Raw genomic sequence first — 18,467 nt, 5'->3', positions numbered from 1 at the left:
AGTAGATCGCGGCCGTGTCGACCAAGCCGCTCCCCACCGCTCCGCTCCGAAGGACGCCGCTCTACGACGAGCACATCAAGCTCGGCGGCCGCATGGTCCCGTTCGCCGGCTGGGAGATGCCGGTCCAGTACAAAGGCGTCACCGAAGAGCACAAGGCGGTGCGCTCCGCCGCCGGGCTGTTCGACGTCTCGCACATGGGCGAGATCATCCTGAGCGGCGAGCACTCCGGACAGGTGGTCGACTACCTCGTCACGAACGACGTGAAGAAGCTGGAGGACGGACACGCGCTCTACACGTGCGCGTGCAACGAGGCCGGAACGATCCTCGACGACCTCATCGTGTACCGGATCGACGCGCGGCAGTGGCTCATCGTCTGCAACGCGTCGAACCGCGACAAGATCGCCGCCCACATCCGGGGCGCGGCGCAGGGCCACTGCAGCTTCGAGGACGCGTCGGATCGCACGGCGATGATGGCGCTCCAGGGGCCGAAGGCGCTCGACATCGTCGCGCTCGCGGGCGGCGACGGCCCTGCGCTGCGCGAGCTCACGCCGTTCCACTTCCGCGACGCGACGCTCGCCGACGTGCGCTGCACCGTGGCCCGCACCGGCTACACCGGCGAGGACGGCATCGAGATCTTCTGCTCGCCCTCCGACGCGCAGCGGCTCTGGCGCGCGCTCGTCGAGCTCGGCGGTCCGCTCGGCCTCGAGGCGACGGGCCTCGGCGCGCGCGACACGCTCCGCCTGGAGGCGCGCCTGTCGCTGTACGGCAACGACATCGACGAGACGACGAACCCCATCGAGGCGGGCCTCGGCTGGGTGGTGAAGCTCGACAAGGGCGATTTCGTGGGGCGCGCCGCGCTCCAGCGCATCAAGGACGAGGGCCCCGCGCGCAAGCTGGTCGGCTTCGAGATGACGGGCCGCGGCATCGCGCGCCACGGCTACCCGCTGCTCGACGTGAGCGGCGCGAAGGTCGGCGTCTGCACGAGCGGCAGCCCGGGGCCGACCGTCGGCAAGAACATCGGGCTCGGCTACCTGCCGGCGCCGATGGCGGCGATCGGGACCGCCTTCCAGGTGGACTGCCGCGGGCGCTCGGTCGAGGCGGTCGTGGTCAAGACCCCGTTCTACAAGCGGGCCTGACCCGCGCCGAGGCGCGCCGCGGCGGGCTGATCCGAGCGACCGTGCGCGTCAACCAGAGACTCAGGTTGGCAAAGGGAGAAGAAGTCACATGGCGAGCGACAATGTCCGAACGGACCGGCGGTACACGAAGGACCACGAGTGGGCCAAGCAGGAGAACGATCTCGTCGTGATCGGGATCACCGCCTTCGCGGTCGAGCAGCTCGGCGACATCACGCTGGTCAACCTCGACGTGAAGCCGGGCGACACGATCACCGCGGGCACGGCGTTCGGAACGATCGAGAGCGTCAAGACGCTGAGCGATCTGTTCGCGCCGGTGAGCGGTAAGGTCCAGCGCGTCAACGGGGATCTCGAGAACCGCCCCGAGCTGGTCAACGACGACTGCTACGGCACGGCGTGGATGATCGAGGTCGTGCCCTCGGACGAGGGCGAGCTCGGCACGCTCATGGATCCCGACGCGTACAGCGAGCTCCTGAAGACCGCGGCGCACTGAGCGCCGCGCCCCTCCGCATTCCGCATCACCCTTCCTGCTTTCCGCTGCACAAGACCATGCGCTACCTGCCCCACACGCCCGAGGAAATCAGCGAGATGCTGCAGGCCGTCGGCCTGTCGTCGCTCGAGGAGCTCTACAGCGCGATCCCGAAAGAGGCGCGCCTCACGCGCCCGCTCTCGATGGAGCCTTCGCTCGACGAGGCCTCGCTCATGCGGCACCTCGAGGAGCTCGCCCAGAAGAACCGCGCCGGCCGCATGCTCTCGTTCCTGGGGGCCGGCGCCTACGAGCACCATTTCCCGCCGGCCGCCGATCAGCTGCTGCTCCGCAGCGAGTTCTACACCGCCTACACGCCGTACCAGCCCGAGGTCTCCCAGGGCACGCTCCAGGTGATCTTCGAGTTCCAGACGATCGTGAGCGAGATCCTCGGGCTGCCGATCGCCAACGCGTCGATGTACGACGGCGCGAGCGCGCTCGCGGAGGCCGTGCTGATGGCCCGCCGGCTGACGGGGCGCGAGCGCACGGTGCTGTCCGGGGGCGTGCACCCCGACTATGTCGGCACGGTCGAGACGTACGTGCACGGCATCGGGACCGGCAAGGCGTCGCTGGTCGGCGTCGACGTCGGCCGCGACGGCACGGCGGACGTCGAGGCGCTGACGCGGGCGATCGACGAGACGACGGCCTGCGTGGTGGTCGGCTATCCGAACTTCTTCGGCGTCGTTGGCGACATCCGGAAGGTGGCCGAGGTGTGCCACCAGAAGGGCGCGCTGCTGATCACGGTCACCCTGGACCCGTACGCGCTCGCGCTGCTCGAGTCGCCTGGCGCGCTCGGCGCCGACATCGCGGTGGCGGAGGGCCAGCCGCTCGGGCTGCCGCCGCAGTACGGCGGCCCCAACGTCGGGCTGTTCGCTTGCCGGAACGACCGCAAGTACCTCCAGCAGGTGCCCGGCCGCCTGGTCGGCGAGACGGTCGACAAGCACGGGACCCGCGGGTACGTGCTGACGCTCGCGACGCGCGAGCAGCACATCCGCCGCGAGCGGGCGACGAGCAACATCTGCACGAACAGCGGCCTCTGCGCGACGGCGGTCACGATGCGGATGTGCATGCTCGGCAAGCGCGGGTTCGTGGAGGCGGCGAAGCAGTGCCTCGCGAAGGCCGAGCACCTGAAGCGGGAGATCGCGCGGCTCGACGGGTACTCGCTGCCGATGTCGGCGCCGACGTTCCACGAGTTCGTCGTGAAGGTCCGCGGCGGGGACGCGGGGCGGCTCACGAGGGCGCTGGCGGAGCAGGGGATCATCGCGGGGCTCGATCTCGGGCGGATCGACGCGCGGCGGCGGGACGAGCTGCTGGTCGCCGTGACCGAGCGGCACAGCCGCGCGGATCTCGATCGGCTCGTGGCGGGGCTCGCGGGGTTCTCGGGCTGAAGCGGAGGAGGCGGCTCCGAGCCAGGCGCGGCGGCGGCTGATCGGAGCGCGGTGCGGGCGCGGGAGGGTGTGCCGAGCTGCCCGGCCCCCGGCGAGGGTGCTCGCCGCGCGGGCGCGGGGTGGGGCCCCGCCGAACTCGCCTGAGCCATCTCTCCTCCGGCATAGCCGGAGGAGAGATGGCTATTGGGCTCGGACAGCGGCCCGTCCCCACCCCGCGCCCGCGCGGCGAGCACCCTCGCCGGGGGCCTACCGCCCAGTTGGAGGAGCCCTCGCTGGACAGGTGAGCCCCGCGGCCTGCCGCAAGGCTTGATGCAAGCCTTGAAACGGGTGACTCGGTCGCCGAGTCGGCCCTTTCAAGGCTCGAGACGGCCAACTCGGCGGGCCAGCGGGGCGTTTCAAGGCTTGAGACGGCCGACTCGGCGGGCCAGCGGGGCGGATCAAGCCTCGAAATCGCTCACTCGGCGACCGAGTCGCCCGGTCCAAGGCTTGAAACGGGGACCCGGATGCCCGGGAAGGCGATCTATGCCTTCGAGAACGCCCGACATGGCCTCCGGACCGAAGACGGTGGCCTTCCAGACCGCCCGACAGGGCTTCCGGAGGGCGGCGGCGGCCCTGCTCGGCGGGGCGGGAGCGCCTCATCGGGCCGATGCGCCGGGGATCGCCCGGCTCGCTCCACTCGGTCACCTGCTCGAGCACCGGCTTCGCCGTCGCGATCTCGTCGATCGGGAACTCCCGCGTCCGCCCCGAGGGGCTGTCGCAGGCGACGCACACCTTGAGCTCCGGCATGCCCGTCAGCACGTCGAGCTTCGTGAGCGCGATCCTGTCGAGGCCGTTCACGCGCGCCGCGTAGCGCAGCGCCGGCAGGTCGAGCCAGCCGGTCCGCCGCGGGCACCCGGTCGCCGAGCCGTACTCCCGCCGATCGACCGCAGCCGCTCGCCCAGCGCGCCGCCCCGAGCTCCGTCGAGAACGGGCCCTCGCCCACGCGCGTGCAGTACGCCTTCGCCAGGCCGAGCACCCGGCGGATGCGCGTCGGGCCGACCCCGGCGCCCACGCACGCGCCCCCTGCGATCGCCCCCGACGACGTCACGAACGGGAACGTGCCGTGCTCGATGCGATGGCTCGGAGGCGGAGCGCCAGCGGATGCGCTGAAATCGTGCTGGGAAGCGGGCGGAGCTGCCGGCTTTTGTGGCGGGGTGGCGCTGTCTGTTATCGGTTGTAATTGCTATTTACTCATCGCCCTGGTCCCTTCGCGCCCGCGGAGGAAAGCAATGACATTCAGATGGGTGAAGTGGAGAGCGCTCGCGGGCTGCGTTCCGGTGCTCCTCGTAGGGGCATGCAGCTCCGGATCGCCGGACGATGAGGAGCTGCGCGGCACGGCGAGGCTCGCGGCGAGCGCCGAGGACGCGACCTGCATGACGATCCAGCGCGGTACGGCCGGCGCGGTGGAGGACGCGACGATCTGGGAGACGTACCCGACCTGAGCGACTCGACCGTGCTGCTCCGCACGGGCACGCTGGCCGGCTTCGGCGTGCGGCACGCCGTCCTCCGCTTCGACCTCTCGCCGGTGCCCACCGAGGCGCAGGTCGTCTCCGCGACGCTGCGCCTCCGGCAGATCTACCGGGACGATACCAGCTCCAGCACCATCAACATCCACCGGATCCTCTCGCCGTGGACCGAGCCGACAGTGACCTGGCAGAGCCTGGCGAACGGTACCGACTTCGACCCGGCGATCGCGGCGTCCTTTCAGTCGCTTCCCGGCGCCGGCATGCGTTCGGCCGATCTGACCGCGCTCACCGCGGCGTGGCTCGCGGGGACCACGCCGAATCACGGCGTGTTGCTGGAAGAGGCGCCGGTCCTCACCACCTCCTTCCGGAGCAGCGAGGAGCCGAATGTGGCCACGCGGCCGAGCCTCGAGGTCTGTTACACGACCGCGCCGACTTGCACCGGCACGCTCGACGACGGCGACGCGTGCACGACGGATACCTGCGACCCGGTGCTGGGCATCCTGCACACGCCCATCGCGACCGACGACAGCGATCCGAGCACGATCGACACGTGCGACCCGGCGACCGGCGCGGTGACGCACGTCGCCTGTCCGGCGCTGGACCCGACCGTGGCCACGCGGCTCATCGACGCCGTGGGCTGCATCTACCAGGGGCCGAACGCGCCGCAGACGGGCATGACGGCGACGATCGCCCCGGCCTCTGTGGCGGTCGTCAAGGGCAAGGTCGCGACGCGGGTGGGGGTTCCGATCTCGGGCGTGAAGGTGAGCGTGCTTCACTACGGTGCGGGAGACGCGGAGAGCTACGGGCAGGTCCTCACGCGCGCGGACGGGGCCTTCGAGCTGGTCGTGCGGGGAGGTCAGCCGCTCACGATGAAGTACGAGAAGGACGGCTATCTGCCGGTGCAACGGCAGGTGGGCACCCAGTGGCAGCGCTGGTCCGCGGCGCCCGACGTGGTGCTGATCGAGAGCGATCCGGTGGTGACGCCCGTCGCGCTGGGTAGCGCGGCCGGAGCGCAGGTGGCGCGCGGGAGCGTCCAGACGGACGAGAGCGGCACGCGCCAGGCGACGCTGCTCTTCCCCTCGGGCACGACGGGGACGATGACCGTGCCGAACCCGAGCGGCCCGCCGGGGGCGACGATGACCGTGGCGCTGCCGGCGGAGGTGCACGTGCGCGCGACCGAGTACACGGTCGGCCCGAACGGCCCCGAGGCGATGCCGGGGACCTTGCCGCCGACCAGCGGGTACACGTATGCGGTGGAGCTCGGGCTCGACGAGGCAGTCGCCGCCGGGGCGACGAAGGTCGAGTTTAACCAGCCCATTCCGTTCTATGTCGAGAACTTCCTCGACTTCCCGGTCGGAATGCACGTGCCGCTCGGCTATTACGACGCCGAGAAAGGTGCGTGGGTGCCGGCGAACGACGGGCGTGTCATCGAGATCGTCGACGTGAGCGGCGGGGTAGCGTTGGTCGACATCGACGGTGACGGCGCGGCCGACGACGCGAGCGAGCTCGGCGCGCTCGGGATCAGCGCCGAGGAGCTCGGACAGCTCGCCGCGCAGTACACAGCGGGGATGAGTCTCTGGCGGTCCCTTGTCACGCACTTCACCCCGTGGGACTGCAATTGGCCGATCGGCCCGGGCCCTGGCGCCACGCCGCCGCCGATCGGTCCTGGCGGCGGCTCCGGCAGCGGCAGTGGCTCCGGCGGTAGCGGCGGTCCCGGCGGCGGGGATCCGGACGACCCCAGCCGCGAGTGCGGATCCATCATCGAATGCGAAAGCCAGACGCTCGGGGAGCGGCTGCCCATTGTCGGGACGCCGTTCGATCTCCGCTACAAGAGCGACCGAACGGCGGGAGGCAACCGAGAGCTCTATCGCCTCGCCATCCCGCTCACGACGTCGTCCGTGCCCCCAAACCTCGAGCGGATCGATTTCAAGGTGACCGTGGCGGGGAGGACGTTCGATGTCAGCGTCGACTGCCCTTGTTCGCCAGGCCAGCAGTACACGTTCGAGTGGGACGGGAAAGACGCGTTCGGACGCACGGTCCCCGGACCGCAGCCGGTCACGGTGGACATCGATTACGTTTACGGCGCCTTCTACTACGTACCCGCCTTGCAGGGCTCGATGTCGGGCGGCGGCGGCCGCTTCTCGTCCTTCGGGCTCCCCTCCGACGCCGTGATCACGGGGATCCGCGCGCGGGAGAAGATCTACATCGGCCGACGCTGGGAGAGCACGCTCAGCGCCTGGACCAACGGCTCGCCTGCGCTCGGTGGCGTCAGCTTGAGTCATCATCACGTCTTCGATCCCAGCACGTCGACGCTCTACCGCGGCGACGGCTCGCGCCGCACCGGCCGGAACATGGTCACCATGCTCCGGCGCGTCGCCGGCAATCCACCTCCTCCTGCGAGCAGCGCCACCGCCGAGGGAGCCCGCGCCGAGAGGGTGCCTATTGATTTCTCCTACGGAATCGCCGTCGGTCCGGATGGAAGCATCTACTACTCCGAGTCGGGCAACGATCGCATCCGCAAGATCTCGCCCGCCGGCTTCGTCACCACGATCGCCGGCGTCTACGCGCAGGCCGGATTCAATGGAGATAACCAGCCTGCGACACAGGCTTTATTGGACGATCCTCGGCGACTCACGATCGGACCCGACGGCGCCATCTATTTCATCGACACGGGCAACCGCCGCGTCCGCAAGATTTCGCCCGACGGAATCATCACCAGTGTCGCAGGCAATGGCCTATCGGGCACTCGACCGCCCGACGGTGCGCTTGCCACTTCCGGCGCTCTGGGCTTCGCATATGGCCTCGACGTTTCCAGCGACGGCAGCCTCTACCTGGCACTCAACAATTCTATCCGCAAGATGGCGCCTGACGGGATCATCACGACGGTTGCAGGCTCATGGAACACCAATTCCGCGTTTAGCTCCGGTAACGGCGGCCCCGCTGTCGATGCGCGATTCAATTTGATCCGAGACGTGGCGCTTGGTCCGGACGGATCGATATACATCTCGGAGCAATCCGGAACGGGGCTTGGTTACGCGATCCGGCGGATCGATCGCAGTGGAATTATCAACAAGATTGCGGGCAGCGTCGAGACGACCACGTCGGAGGATGGGGTGCCAGCGATCTCGGCTTCGATCGGTGTTCCCTACTCATTGGCGGTCGGACAGGACGGCAGCGTGTACTTCGCCGCGGAATCCGGCGAGCTGCTGCGGGACAAGCTCATCCGGCGCATCTCGCCCGATGGGGTACTGACCACGGTCGTCGGCAACCGAGCTCCTCGCCCTTGGAATTGCTATGCTTGCGGTGTTGGCGGGCCCCCGACCGCGGCTTGGGTCATGCGAATGATGGATTTTACAGTTACTCCAGATGGCCGCCTGATGTTCATCGATGGCGACGGCGGCCCCTACTACATCGGCCTCGTCGACATGGCGCTCGTGGGTATCAAGGCCCCCGGCGTCGCCGACGCCATCGCGAGCGAAGACGGGACCGAGGTGTACACCTTCGATCAGCAGGGGAGGCATCTCACCACCCGCGACGCGCTCCTCGGCACCGTGCTCTACACGTTCGGCTACGACGCTGCGGGCCGGCTGGCGACCATCACCGATATCGACCAGCAGGTCACGACCATCCAGCGCAACGCGACTGGCGAGCCGACGGCCATCGTTGCGCCGAGCGGACAGAGCACCTCGCTCACGCTCGACGCGGAGGGCAATCTCTGGACGTTCACGAATCCGGCGAACGAGACGACGACGCTCTTGTACTACCCGAACAGCGGCCTGCTCCAGTCCCTGGAGGACCCGCTGGGGCGGCTGCACGAGTTCGAGTTCGACGCGCAAGGACGCCTCATCAGGGATGAGAATCCGGCGGGCGGCTACAAGCAGCTCACCCGGACCGAGATGCCCAACGGTCGCCGTGTCACGGTCACGACCGCGATGGGGTTGCCCCGGGGGTACGAGTTCTCGAGGTTCCCGGACGGAAGCAAGCAACGCATCCGCACCGGATCGGACGGGCTCTCGACCGTGGAGCAAATCAGCACGAGCGGAGCCAGGACGATCACGGCGACGGACGGAACCGTGACCTCCATCGAGGTGCAGGGAGATCCGCGCTTCGGCATGCAGTCGTCGATCGTCGGCAAGGAGACGACGACCACGCCGCTCGGCAGGACGAAGCAGGTCACCCGGTCGCGCTCGGTCGTGCTCGCGCCGCCGAGCGATGATCCCCTGAACGTCACCTCGGTGACCGACCTCGTGACCACCAATGGACACACGTTCTCCACGGTGTTCAACAAAGCCGCGAGGGCGACCGTCCACACATCCCCTGCGGGGCGCCAGTCCACGGTCACCCTCACACCCAAGGGGCGCCCCCAGCGCATCGCGGTGCCCGCGATCCTGCCAATAGATTTCACGTACTATCCGGATGGTCGCTTGAGCGCGCGAACCCAGGGAGCCAGGACGTGGACGTACACGTACGAAGATAACGGCTGGCTCACGACGGCAACCGATCCACTGCTCAACACCGTCTCTTTCCTTCACGATGCGGTCGGCCGCTCCACGCAGGTGACGAGGGCCGACGACGAGGTGATCGGAACGAGCTACTATTCCGGCGGACTCGTCCACACGGTGACGCCGCCGGACCGGCCGGCGCACACATTCGGTTATACGCCGGCAGATCTCCTGGAGGAATACCAGGCTCCGGCCGTCGGCGGTGCTCCCGGGAATACCTCGTGGTCCTACGATCTGGACGGCATGCTCACGAGCTCGGCGCGGCCGGGTGAGTCCGCGACAGGCTACACGCGGGACCCGTCTACGGGTCGCCTCAGCCAGGTGGCGCTGCCGCTGGGGATGGGCACCATCAGCTACGCCTATCATCCGTCGACTGGAAGACTCACGACCATCGCCGGTCCTTCAGGTATCTCGCTCAATTTTGCCTACGATGGCATGCTCTTGACCGGTCTGACGTGGACAGGAGCCGGGTTCGGGGGCAACTCCTCGAGTGTGCAGTGGGTCTACGACAACGACTTCCGCATCGATACGGAGACCGTGGGCAGCGGTGCGACCATCAACTTCGACTACGACGCAGACGGCCTCCTCACCCAAGCGGGCGGGCTCACGCTCTCCCGGCATCCCAACAACGGGACGTATACCGGGAGCACGATCGGCGTCGTGAGCGATACGATCACCCGCGACGCCTACGGCGCAGTGGCGACGTACGTCGCGCAGGCGAGCGGCTCGACGCTGTACGAGGTGACAACTACGCCCGACGCTCTAGGGCGCATCCAGAGCATGACGGAGACGATACAAGGGCAGACCGCAACGTACGAGTATGTTCGCGACCTCGCCGGCCGTCTTACCGACGTGTATCGCGATGGCGTGATCGCGGCGCACTACGATTACAACGCGAACGGGAATCGCCTGTCGCGAACGTCGCCCGCAGGGACGGAGAGCGGTACGTATGATGACCAGGATCGGCTCCTGAGCTATGCGCTCAAGACCTACGGGGTGAGCTCGGCGGGCGACCTTACGAGCATCACCGATACGGCCACGGGAGCGACGACGACGCTCACGTACGACGCGCGCGGTAACCTCCGTCAGGTGGTGCTGGGCACCGGTGACGTGATCGAATACATGGTGGATGGGGAGGATCGCCGGATCTGGAAGAAGAAGAACGGCGCGGTGGTGCAGGGGTTCATCTACCGCGACGACCTGCAACCCGTGGCGGAGCTCAACGCCGCGGGCGCGGTGGTGGCGCAGTTCGTCTATGGTCAGGGTCGCAATGTCCCTGATCTCATCCTGAAGGGTGCGGCGACCTACCGGATCCTGACGGACCATCGGGGCAGCCCGCGGCTGGTCGTCAACACCGCAACCGGAGCGATAGCGCAGCGCATCGACTATGATGAGTTCGGCCGCCTCCTCCAGGACACGAACCCGGGCTTCCAGCCGTTCGGCTTCGCCGGCGGGCTGTACGACGCCGACACGAAGCTGGTGCACTTCGGAGCGCGAGATTACGATGCGGAGGTGGGGCGGTGGACGGCGAAGGATCCGATCCGGTTTGACGGTGGAGACACAAACCTGTACGGGTACGTGCTCAACGATCCGATCAGCTTCACGGATCCGAACGGCCTCGGCCCCATCGTATTTTTTGATTGTCTTCTGAGCGGACGTAGCTTGGCGGACTGCTGGGCTGAAGAGAAGTCCAAATTGGGTTCTAAGTCCGAATCCGATTCTGGGCCAGGATCCGATCCTGGGCCGGGATCGCATCCTGGGGAAAGTCCGAAACCGAAGAATGGATTTGGGATGTGTCCCGCGAATCCATACCGGGAGCCGGAGGAGCCCGATTGGAAGAAGAAGGCGAAGAGCTGCAGCGGGACGTCCGGTGGTGCACGCGTCAAATGCTGCATGGATGCGTGCGATGTGCGCGATCTTGGTGAGGTTGCCAGTGGCATTTGCTTTGCACATTGTCTGATGCAATGAGTAGTGCGAGTGAGACATGGACAAGTCGATCGACGAGATTCTTGCTGAGTTCACCGGTTGGTATGGTCCAGAGGAGGTCTGGATCCTCTCGCTGAGCGACGCCGAGATTATCGAGCGACTGAAGGCCATCGGGAATCATCCATGCACCGCCTTGGCCGAATACCTCGAATCGTTGTTCGTTCGGGTCCAAGTTGATCCAGCGTCGATCAAGCGCGAGCTGGAGGAGTCAGCGGGTTCCGTATCTGGTGGCTTTAGGAGTTGGCTAGATCCCAATGAGAGAACTGCCGACGGCCTCGATGCGTGGGTCGCCTATCACTTGGCCAATGGACGGGCCATCGCCCGACGCTTGATCCTGGATTGGGTCAAGCAGGAGCCCTACCTCTCAAGCGTGGCCCCCTCCTCCACCCCCTCCGATCCGGAATGATCTACCGCGGGCTGCGGCCGCGTTAAGCCGTCATCGACGGACGAGCGCCGGCCGCGTGCCCGCGGGCGCCCCACACCCGCCCGCGCCGCCCCCAGCGACGGACTTCCCGGCGGGGCGCCCGCGCAGGCGGCGCGCCCTCAGCCCTGCGGCATCACGCGAACGCGTTGCGCCGGACAATGGTCGCGTCGCGGTCCGCGTCGACCGACGCCACGTCGACCGGCATGCCCGTTTCCTTCTCGACCATCTCCACGTAGTGCCGCGCCGCCGCTGGCAGCTCGGTCATCGACCGCGCGCCGTCGATCGGCTCGCTCCACTCGGCCACCGACTCCAGCACCGGCTTCGCCGTCGCGATCTCGTCGACCCTCCGCGCGTGACATCCGATCCGGCGAGGGGCAACGTGAATGAACGCGAGGAGGAGGATGGCGAGCGCGGCGACGACATCCATGACGCGCCCCTGGCCGCACCCTCCCGGGGTACGACTTCGCCGGTCAACCGGCGTCCGCGGCGCCAATGCGCGTCGCGCGCCCGGTCCTCGACTGCCCCTTCCCGGCTCGATGGCTCCCCATCGTGTCCGGAGAGACGCTCGCGCGCCCCTCAGCGCGAGGCGACGTCTCGGCTCTGCTGCGCGGGGAACGGGTTCGGCCACAGCGGCAGGAGCGACTGCCGGTAGACGGTGAGACGCAGCAGGTCGATGCCCGCGATGGCGGCGAACGCCATGGCGTTGTCGGTCCCGTAGCTCCCCTGGAGCGAGAGGCTGATGCCGAGCGGCGCCCCGAGCGTGAGCGCGCCGGCCACGCCCGTGGAACCCGCGCCCCAGAAGCGGCGGTAGCCGCCCGCGTCGAGGGCAAGGCCCAGCTGGCCGGCCTGGAAGCCGCGCGTCGCGACCCGGGCGAGCAGCGCGAGATCGATGCCGCTGTCGAGGATCGGCGTCGCACGCATCAGGCCGCCGACGATGACGGGCGCGTCGGGCGTGGTCCCGACGCCGACGTCGCACGACAGCGCGCCGTCGAAGACGAGATCGCTTTCCCCCTGCTTCCAGCCGACCGCGCCGGCGCCCACGAAGGTCCACGCGGAGGTGTCCGCGCGCGAAGGCGAGGACCAGGCGAGCGGGGCGAGCAGGGCCCCGACGGCGGCGAGGCAGGCGATGGGCGAGCGCACGCGAGCGAGCTAGCACGAAGCGCCGAGCGGCGATAGGTCAGCGCGCGGGGCCGCGCCGCTCGACGATGTGCCGCGCCACGAGCGCGGCCACCTCGGGATCGAAGAGGAGCGTGTTGTGCCCCCGCCCCTCCATCACCCGCACCTCGCCGCCCGGCAGCGCGTGCGCGATGGGCGAGCGGACCAGCGTGTCGGCCCCCGCGACGATCGACAGGTGCGGGATGCTCGAGCGCGCCGTCCCGAGGAGGACGCGCCGGAGGACCGGGCTCGACGCGTCGAGATCGCGCGCGCCGCCGAAGCCGAGCAGCGCCACGCGCGGGATGCCGCCAAACGGGCTCGCCATGGAGATGGTCTGCACGACGCGCGGATCGCCGACCTCCTGCGCGAAGAAGCGGCACACGATGCCGCCCATGCTGTGACCGACGAGGTGCAAGCGCGCGCCGTCCGGCAACGCGGCGACGAGCGCCGCGAGGCGCTCTGACAGCGCCTCGACGCCGGGCCCCGGCGCGTAGGACATCGTCGCCGTGTGGACCGACCACGACGGCTCGGCGCGCGCCGGGTCCGTCCGACCGCGCGCCCGCGAGGCGCGCGACAGGGCGGCGTGGCGCTCGATCGCCGTGCGCAACGGCCGGAGGACGCCGGCGGAAGCGAAGAGCCCGTGAAGGATGACCACCACCTCGTCGCCGTCGCGCGCCCCGTCAGGGATCACCGGCGCGAGGGTGTCGTACGGCAGGAGGACCGCCTGCCTCGCGAACGAGGCCACCTCCCTGCCAGCTGTCGCCGCGAAGGCCGACGCACGGAACCACCTCGCCACGTGGTGGCTCTTACCATGGATCCGTCGCGCGACGTCCCCGTGGCTCGCGACGCGCTGTGTCGCGGGCGCGCGCCACGAGGACGCCGCGCGGGCGGCAAGGAAGCCGATCACGGCCGCAGCAGCCAGACATGGAAGCTGCGGAACGTCCCCCGGAGCGCGCGGATCCGGACCAGGTCCCCCGGCGCGACGTCGCGCAGCGCCACCCGGATCTCGAACCAGCGGTCCAGAGGGCGCTCTGGCACCTCGACGCGCGCCTCGTCCGCGGCGCGCTCGACCGCCACGCCGATCGCGATCGGGCCGCCCCCGTCGGTGCGCAGCGCGAGCACGGCGGGCCCGGGTGCGATCGCGGCGGCCGCGGCGGCCGATCCGATTGCGAACGACTGCTCGCGCCCCTCGGGGATGATCCTGCCGGCGTCGAACCGCGGCGCACCGCCGCCGTCGCTCCCGTCCCGCAGCACGGCGCCGACGACCCAGCCGCCGCGCGGCGACGGGAACGCGTAGCCGTGCGCCCGCTCGTCGACCAGGTCGGCGATGTCCACCTCGTCGATGGCGCCGTCGCGGCGCTCCCCCGGCGGAGCGAGCGCCGACCAGTCCGCCTCGTAGATCACCTTCTCGTCCGCGGCGCACATCACGTTGTTCTCGATCTTCACCGCGTCGACGCGCCGGCCGAAGACGTCCGCGAGCCCGCCCCACCACGAGGGGTACAGGGCAAAGACGTCAGGCCGCTCGGCGGCGTCGAGCCGCTCGATGAGCTCGACCACGGCCGGCACCCCGTGCACCGAGGCCCGCGCGAACGGCATCCCCCGGTACCCGCCGAGCCCGAGCCCGTCGATGGCCGGGATTCCCGACAGGTACGGGATCGCGCCCGCGTCGCCGAGCAGCACCCGCCGCGGCCGCGGCGCGCGCGCGGCGAGGCGCCGCGCGACCTCGACCTGCTGCCCGGCGATGTTGGCCGAGGAGCGGGCGAAGTGGTCGATCTGCCGCCCGAACCACGGGGAGGGCGCCGCGAGGGCCGCGAGCGCGAGCGCCGCGGCGACGCCCGCCGCGAGCCGCCCCCGCCGCGCGAGCGCCTCGGCCCCGAGGGCCGCCGCGACGAGCAGCATCGCGAGCGCCGGGGCGGCGTAGCGGAGGTTCTGGTAGCGCGCCGTCGCGTTGAGCGAGACGAGGAGCAGCGAGCCGTAGGCGCCGATCAGGAGCGGCACGGCCAGGCGCCGAGCGCGCCGGTCGAGCGCCGCGATCGCGCCGAGCAGCGGCAAGAGGAGGGCGTAGGACGGCCCGCCGAGCGCGCTCTCCAGCGCCTGCACCCGCAGCGCAGCGAGGTTCTTGATCACCTCCACCGCCTTCTCGAGCGGCGCCGGGTACGGGTTCGACAGGATGAGCTTGCGCACCGCCCCCGCGGCGCTCCACTCCCCCGTGAGCGCGCGGTTCGCGGCGGCCTGCGCGCCGAGGAGCAGCGCGGTCGGCAGGGACGCGCGCGCGAGCGACGCCGCCGCGCCCAGCGAGCCCGACGCGTGGGCCACGGCGATCGCGAGCGGCGCCGCGAGCGCGACGGCCTCGGGCCGCGTCGCGACGAGCAGCGCGGCGAGGAGCCCTGCCCGGAGCTGCTCGGCCGGGCGCTGCGCCGGCGGGGCGAGCTCGGCGCGCCGCACCGCGACGAGCGCCCGGCCCATCACCGCGCCGAGCAGCGCGACCTCCATCCCGGAGAACCAGCTCCAGTCGAGCAGCGGCACGGCCACGACGAAGAGCGGCGCGACCCAGGCGACCCAGCGGGAGGACGCGGCGCCGGGCCCGGCGCGCGGATCGAGGAGCCGCCGGAGCGACCGGCAGAGGTCGAGCAGCGCGGCGCACGCGAGGAGCGCGGCGAAGAGGCCGAGCCACGCGCCGCGAAACCCGAGCAGGTACCCGGGCGCGAGGGCGAGGGGGTACACCAGGCTGGTCCCGCCCGAGGAGTAGCCGTTGCCCGGGATCCACGAGAACGGGTGGCCAAGGGCCGCGGCGCGGGCGAAGCCGAAGTGGATGTAGACGTCGTCGAGGGGCGCCGGCCAGACGCCGCCCGTCCTGGCGAGCGCGGGCCCGTAGAACGCCGCGGCGGCGCCGAGCACCGGGATAGCGGCGCTCGCGTGCCACAAGAGCAGCCGGATCCGCGGCGGGCGCCTCACGGCCCGGCCGGTACCACGAAGGAGCCCAGGACGGCGCGCCGATTCTGGCTAGACTGCGCGCCATGGTGCTCAGAGCCGTGGTGGACGAATCGATTGACTCCGCCCACTGGGAGGCCGTCGAGGAGGCGGCCGAGCTCCTGCAAGAGGAGCAAGTCCAGGAGGCGCTCGTCGCGCTGCGCGACGTGATCAAGGCCTCCCCGTCGAACCCGTACGCGTACAACCTGCTCGGGCACGCGCTCTACGAGCTCGGCCAGCTCGAGCCGGCGCGCGATGCATACCGCGCCGCCGTGCGGCTCGCGCCGAGCTTCCTCGGGGCGCGGGTGGCCCTGTCGCACGCGCTCCGTCGCGTCGGCGACACGGAGGGCGCGATCGCGCAGGCGAAGGAGGCGCTCCGCCGGTTCCCGAAGGACGGCGAGGCGATGCACGCGATGGGGCTCGCGTACGCGGCCCGCGGCAACCGCGCGCTCGCGCGGAAGCACCTCCAGGGCTTCCTGGACGCGGGCCCTGAGGTCGAGTCCGCCATGGAGGTGCGGCAGATCCTCGAGATGCTCGGCGTCGGGGACGACGACGAGCCGCTCCAGTTCGAGTAGCCTTCCCTGGCGCACGCGCGCGCGGCGCGCCGGAGGCAAGGAACTCGATGGCGACCACCCCGCACTTCGATCTCATCATCATCGGCACGGGGCCGGGCGGCGAAGGCGCCGCCATGACGGCCGCGAAGCACGGCAAGTCGGTCGCGGCGATCGAGCGCTACACGCGGGTCGGCGGGGGCTGCACCCACTGGGGGACGATCCCCAGCAAGGCGCTGCGCCGCGCGATCTACCACATGAACCTGATCAACCAGAGCCCCATCTACAAGCGGATGGATGTGGTTCCGGAGTACCCGTTCGCCGAGCTCCTCGCGACCGCGAACCGCGTCATCGACGAGCAGGTCGATCTGCGGGAGAGCTTCTACGACCGGAACCGCGTCCAGCTCATTCCGGGGCAGGCCAGCTTCGTCGATCCGCACACGATCGAGGTGGAGGGCGACGGGGGCCAGCGCCGGCGTTACACGGCCGACAGCTTCGTCATCGCGACCGGCTCGCGGCCGTACCGGCCGGCCGACATCGACTTTAGCCACCCCCGCATCTTCGACAGCGACACGCTGCTGCGCATGGATCACACCCCCCGGAGCATCACGATCTTCGGGGCGGGCGTCATCGGCTGCGAGTACGCGTCGATGCTGCGCAACATGCAGGTCGCCGTGAACCTCGTGAACACGCGCGCCCATCTCCTGGAGTTCCTCGACGACGAGATCACCGACGCGCTCGGGTACCACTTCTGCGACAAGGGGATCCGCGTCCTGAACGGCGAGGAGCACGAGGCGGTCGAGGCCACGAAGGAGGGCGTCGTGCTCTCCCTGAAGAGCGGGAAGAAGCTCCGGAGCGACGTCTTCCTCTGGGCCAACGGGAGGTCGGGCAACACGGCCGATCTCGGCCTGGAGAGCGTCGGCATCACGCCGAACAAGCGCGGTCAGATCGAGGTGAGCGAGACATTCCAGACCAGCCAGCCGCACATCTACGCGGTCGGCGACGTCGTCGGCTTCCCGGCGCTCGCGAGCGCGAGCTACGACCAGGGCCGGTACGTGGCCAGCCACCTCTGCGGCGATGCCGACGACAAGCTGGTCCGGGACATCCCCACGGGCATCTACACGACGCCCGAGATCTCGTCGCTGGGCAAGAGCGAGCGGGAGCTCACGGCGGAGAAGGTGCCCTACGAGGTGGGGAAGTCGACGTTCAAGACGCTCGCGCGCGCCCAGATCACAGGCCAGCAGGTCGGGATGCTGAAGCTGATCTTCCACCGCGAGACGCTCGCGCTGCTCGGGATCCACTGCTTCGGCGAGAACGCCGCGGAGATCATCCACATCGGGCAGGCGATCATGTCGCAGCCTGCGCCGCACAACACGATCCGGTACTTCGTGAACACGACGTTCAACTACCCCACCATGGCCGAGGCCTACCGCGTCGCGGCGCTCGACGGGCTGGGGCGCGTGTTCTGAGGGCGCGGCTCCCGAGCGCCCCGGGCCCGCCCCTGGCAGCGTCCGGCGAGTCCATGGCGCGCGTCAGGGCCGTCGAGCGGGGCAGCGGCGCACGGGCGCTGGGATCGGCGGTTGCCAGCGCGCGGCGCGGGGGTGATACTCCCGGGAGGAGCACGCTGTCATGGCCGCCGCTGCACCCCTCCTCGCCCCCCCTGCCGGCGCCGCCGACGCTGTCGCGGCGGACGGCTCGGAAGACCAGCTCTTCGTCGTTCATGACGTCTCGTGGGAGCAGTACGAGGCCATCCTGGCCGCCCTCGGCGACCGGGCTGGCGTGCGGGTGACGTACTGCGAGGGAGTGCTGGAGCTGATGAGCCCGGGCGGACCCCACGAGGGGCGGAAGACGATCCTGGCCCGCCTCGTCGAGGCCTATGCCGAAGAGGCGGAGCTGCCGCTCAGCGGATACGGCAGCATGACCGTCCGCAAGAGGCTCGCGGAGCGGGGGGTGGAGCCGGACGAGTGCTACGTGCTCGGGACGGTCGAGGACGGGGAGATCCCGGAGCTCGCGATCGAGATCATCGAGAAGAGCGGGACGATCAACAAGCTCTCCGTCTATGCGGGGCTCGGCGTGCCCGAGGTCTGGTTCCTGAAGAAGGGGAAGCTCTCCATCCACCTCCTCGGCCCGGACGGCTACGCGGAGACCGGGCAGAGCCGGCTCCTGCCCGGCCTCGACGTCGCGGGGCTGACGGAGTTCATGCTGCGCAAGGGGGATCAGACGTCCGTGGTGCGCGCGTGGCGCGCGAGGCTCCGGGAGCGATGCGCCAGGTGAGCTCGGTCCGCTGAGCGACGAAGCGCCGTCTGCCGAGGCGCTTCGAGGCCAGC

12 protein-coding genes and 2 pseudogenes are annotated in these 18,467 nt (G+C 70.0%); 9 read left to right on the top strand and 5 right to left on the bottom strand.

The window, feature by feature from the left end:
- The first annotated feature begins 14 nt into the window (after nucleotides 1-14).
- The 3 genes from gcvT (at nucleotide 15) to gcvPA (ending at nucleotide 3,047) form a co-directional block, all read left to right on the top strand.
- Entirely contained in the window at nucleotides 15-1,136 is a 1,122-nt protein-coding gene (gene gcvT / locus WMF14_RS11645) for a glycine cleavage system aminomethyltransferase GcvT (RefSeq protein WP_437800872.1), read from the top strand.
- Nucleotides 1,137-1,224: 88 nt separating this feature from the next.
- The gene (gene gcvH, locus WMF14_RS11640) at nucleotides 1,225-1,626 is read left to right on the top strand and encodes a glycine cleavage system protein GcvH (protein ID WP_437800870.1); all 402 of its coding nucleotides are present in this window, start codon (nucleotides 1,225-1,227) and stop codon (nucleotides 1,624-1,626) included.
- A 56-nt stretch (nucleotides 1,627-1,682) separates the two neighbouring features.
- Nucleotides 1,683-3,047: an aminomethyl-transferring glycine dehydrogenase subunit GcvPA gene (gene gcvPA / locus WMF14_RS11635; protein WP_437800869.1), complete on the top strand. Its 1,365-nt coding sequence runs from the start codon at nucleotides 1,683-1,685 to the stop codon at nucleotides 3,045-3,047.
- 648 nt (nucleotides 3,048-3,695) lie between these two features.
- Here the strand turns inward: gcvPA and WMF14_RS11630 are convergent.
- Nucleotides 3,696-4,158 (bottom strand): annotated as a pseudogene (locus tag WMF14_RS11630) (adenylosuccinate synthetase); the annotation flags it as partial.
- A 157-nt stretch (nucleotides 4,159-4,315) separates the two neighbouring features.
- On the opposite strand from WMF14_RS11630, the gene WMF14_RS11625 reads away from it, so the two are divergent.
- The 3 genes from WMF14_RS11625 to WMF14_RS11615 are packed head-to-tail and all read left to right on the top strand — an operon-like array spanning nucleotide 4,316 to nucleotide 11,446.
- Entirely contained in the window at nucleotides 4,316-4,528 is a 213-nt protein-coding gene (locus WMF14_RS11625) for a hypothetical protein (RefSeq protein ID WP_437800867.1), read from the top strand.
- An 11-nt stretch (nucleotides 4,529-4,539) separates the two neighbouring features.
- Nucleotides 4,540-11,022, top strand: coding sequence for a DNRLRE domain-containing protein (locus WMF14_RS11620; RefSeq protein WP_437800865.1), 6,483 nt, complete (start codon nucleotides 4,540-4,542; stop codon nucleotides 11,020-11,022).
- A gap of 16 nt (nucleotides 11,023-11,038) precedes the next feature.
- Complete coding sequence (locus tag WMF14_RS11615) at nucleotides 11,039-11,446, top strand: hypothetical protein (protein WP_437800863.1); 408 nt, start codon at nucleotides 11,039-11,041, stop codon at nucleotides 11,444-11,446.
- 151 nt (nucleotides 11,447-11,597) lie between these two features.
- On the opposite strand, the pseudogene WMF14_RS11610 reads toward WMF14_RS11615, so the two are convergent.
- The 4 genes and pseudogenes from WMF14_RS11610 to WMF14_RS11595 form a co-directional block, all read right to left on the bottom strand.
- A pseudogene (locus tag WMF14_RS11610) lies at nucleotides 11,598-11,807 on the bottom strand (adenylosuccinate synthetase); the annotation flags it as partial.
- Between the two features lie 233 nt (nucleotides 11,808-12,040).
- Nucleotides 12,041-12,604: a hypothetical protein gene (locus tag WMF14_RS11605; protein ID WP_437800861.1), complete on the bottom strand. Its 564-nt coding sequence runs from the start codon at nucleotides 12,602-12,604 to the stop codon at nucleotides 12,041-12,043.
- Between the two features lie 37 nt (nucleotides 12,605-12,641).
- Nucleotides 12,642-13,415: an esterase/lipase family protein gene (locus WMF14_RS11600; protein WP_437800859.1), complete on the bottom strand. Its 774-nt coding sequence runs from the start codon at nucleotides 13,413-13,415 to the stop codon at nucleotides 12,642-12,644.
- A 107-nt stretch (nucleotides 13,416-13,522) separates the two neighbouring features.
- On the bottom strand, nucleotides 13,523-15,574 hold the full coding sequence (locus tag WMF14_RS11595) for a hypothetical protein (RefSeq protein ID WP_437800857.1): 2,052 nt from the start codon (nucleotides 15,572-15,574) through the stop codon (nucleotides 13,523-13,525).
- 62 nt (nucleotides 15,575-15,636) lie between these two features.
- Here WMF14_RS11595 and WMF14_RS11590 point away from each other — a divergent pair, with 62 nt between their 5' ends.
- The 3 genes from WMF14_RS11590 (at nucleotide 15,637) to WMF14_RS11580 (ending at nucleotide 18,414) form a co-directional block, all read left to right on the top strand.
- Nucleotides 15,637-16,164 carry a tetratricopeptide repeat protein gene (locus tag WMF14_RS11590; protein ID WP_272101689.1) on the top strand — a complete coding sequence of 176 codons (528 nt, stop codon included), beginning with the start codon at nucleotides 15,637-15,639 and terminating at the stop codon, nucleotides 16,162-16,164.
- A gap of 47 nt (nucleotides 16,165-16,211) precedes the next feature.
- A complete protein-coding gene (sthA, locus tag WMF14_RS11585; protein ID WP_437800855.1) occupies nucleotides 16,212-17,609 on the top strand; it encodes a Si-specific NAD(P)(+) transhydrogenase in 1,398 nt (465 codons plus the stop codon).
- A gap of 160 nt (nucleotides 17,610-17,769) precedes the next feature.
- Nucleotides 17,770-18,414, top strand: a complete 645-nt coding sequence (locus WMF14_RS11580) for a Uma2 family endonuclease (protein WP_437800853.1) — start codon at nucleotides 17,770-17,772, stop codon at nucleotides 18,412-18,414.
- Nucleotides 18,415-18,467: the final 53 nt, after the last annotated feature.

Origin of the sequence: Sorangium sp. So ce693 (assembly GCF_051521375.1) — a bacterium.
In the GTDB taxonomy this organism is placed as follows: domain Bacteria; phylum Myxococcota_A; class Polyangia; order Polyangiales; family Polyangiaceae; genus Sorangium; species Sorangium atrum.
The sequence above is the reverse complement of the archived record's forward strand: the minus strand, read 5'-3'. Positions and strand labels throughout refer to the sequence as shown.

Bases quoted from the DNA above. Each gene is read 5' to 3' on its own strand.
- gcvH (WP_437800870.1), top strand. From the start codon at position 1,225: ATGGCGAGCGACAATGTCCGAACGGACCGGCGGTACACGAAGGACCAC.
- gcvPA (WP_437800869.1), top strand. From the start codon at position 1,683: ATGCGCTACCTGCCCCACACGCCCGAGGAAATCAGCGAGATGCTGCAG.
- WMF14_RS11625 (WP_437800867.1), top strand. From the start codon at position 4,316: ATGACATTCAGATGGGTGAAGTGGAGAGCGCTCGCGGGCTGCGTTCCG.
- WMF14_RS11615 (WP_437800863.1), top strand. From the start codon at position 11,039: ATGGACAAGTCGATCGACGAGATTCTTGCTGAGTTCACCGGTTGGTAT.
- WMF14_RS11590 (WP_272101689.1), top strand. From the start codon at position 15,637: ATGGTGCTCAGAGCCGTGGTGGACGAATCGATTGACTCCGCCCACTGG.
- sthA (WP_437800855.1), top strand. From the start codon at position 16,212: ATGGCGACCACCCCGCACTTCGATCTCATCATCATCGGCACGGGGCCG.
- WMF14_RS11580 (WP_437800853.1), top strand. From the start codon at position 17,770: ATGGCCGCCGCTGCACCCCTCCTCGCCCCCCCTGCCGGCGCCGCCGAC.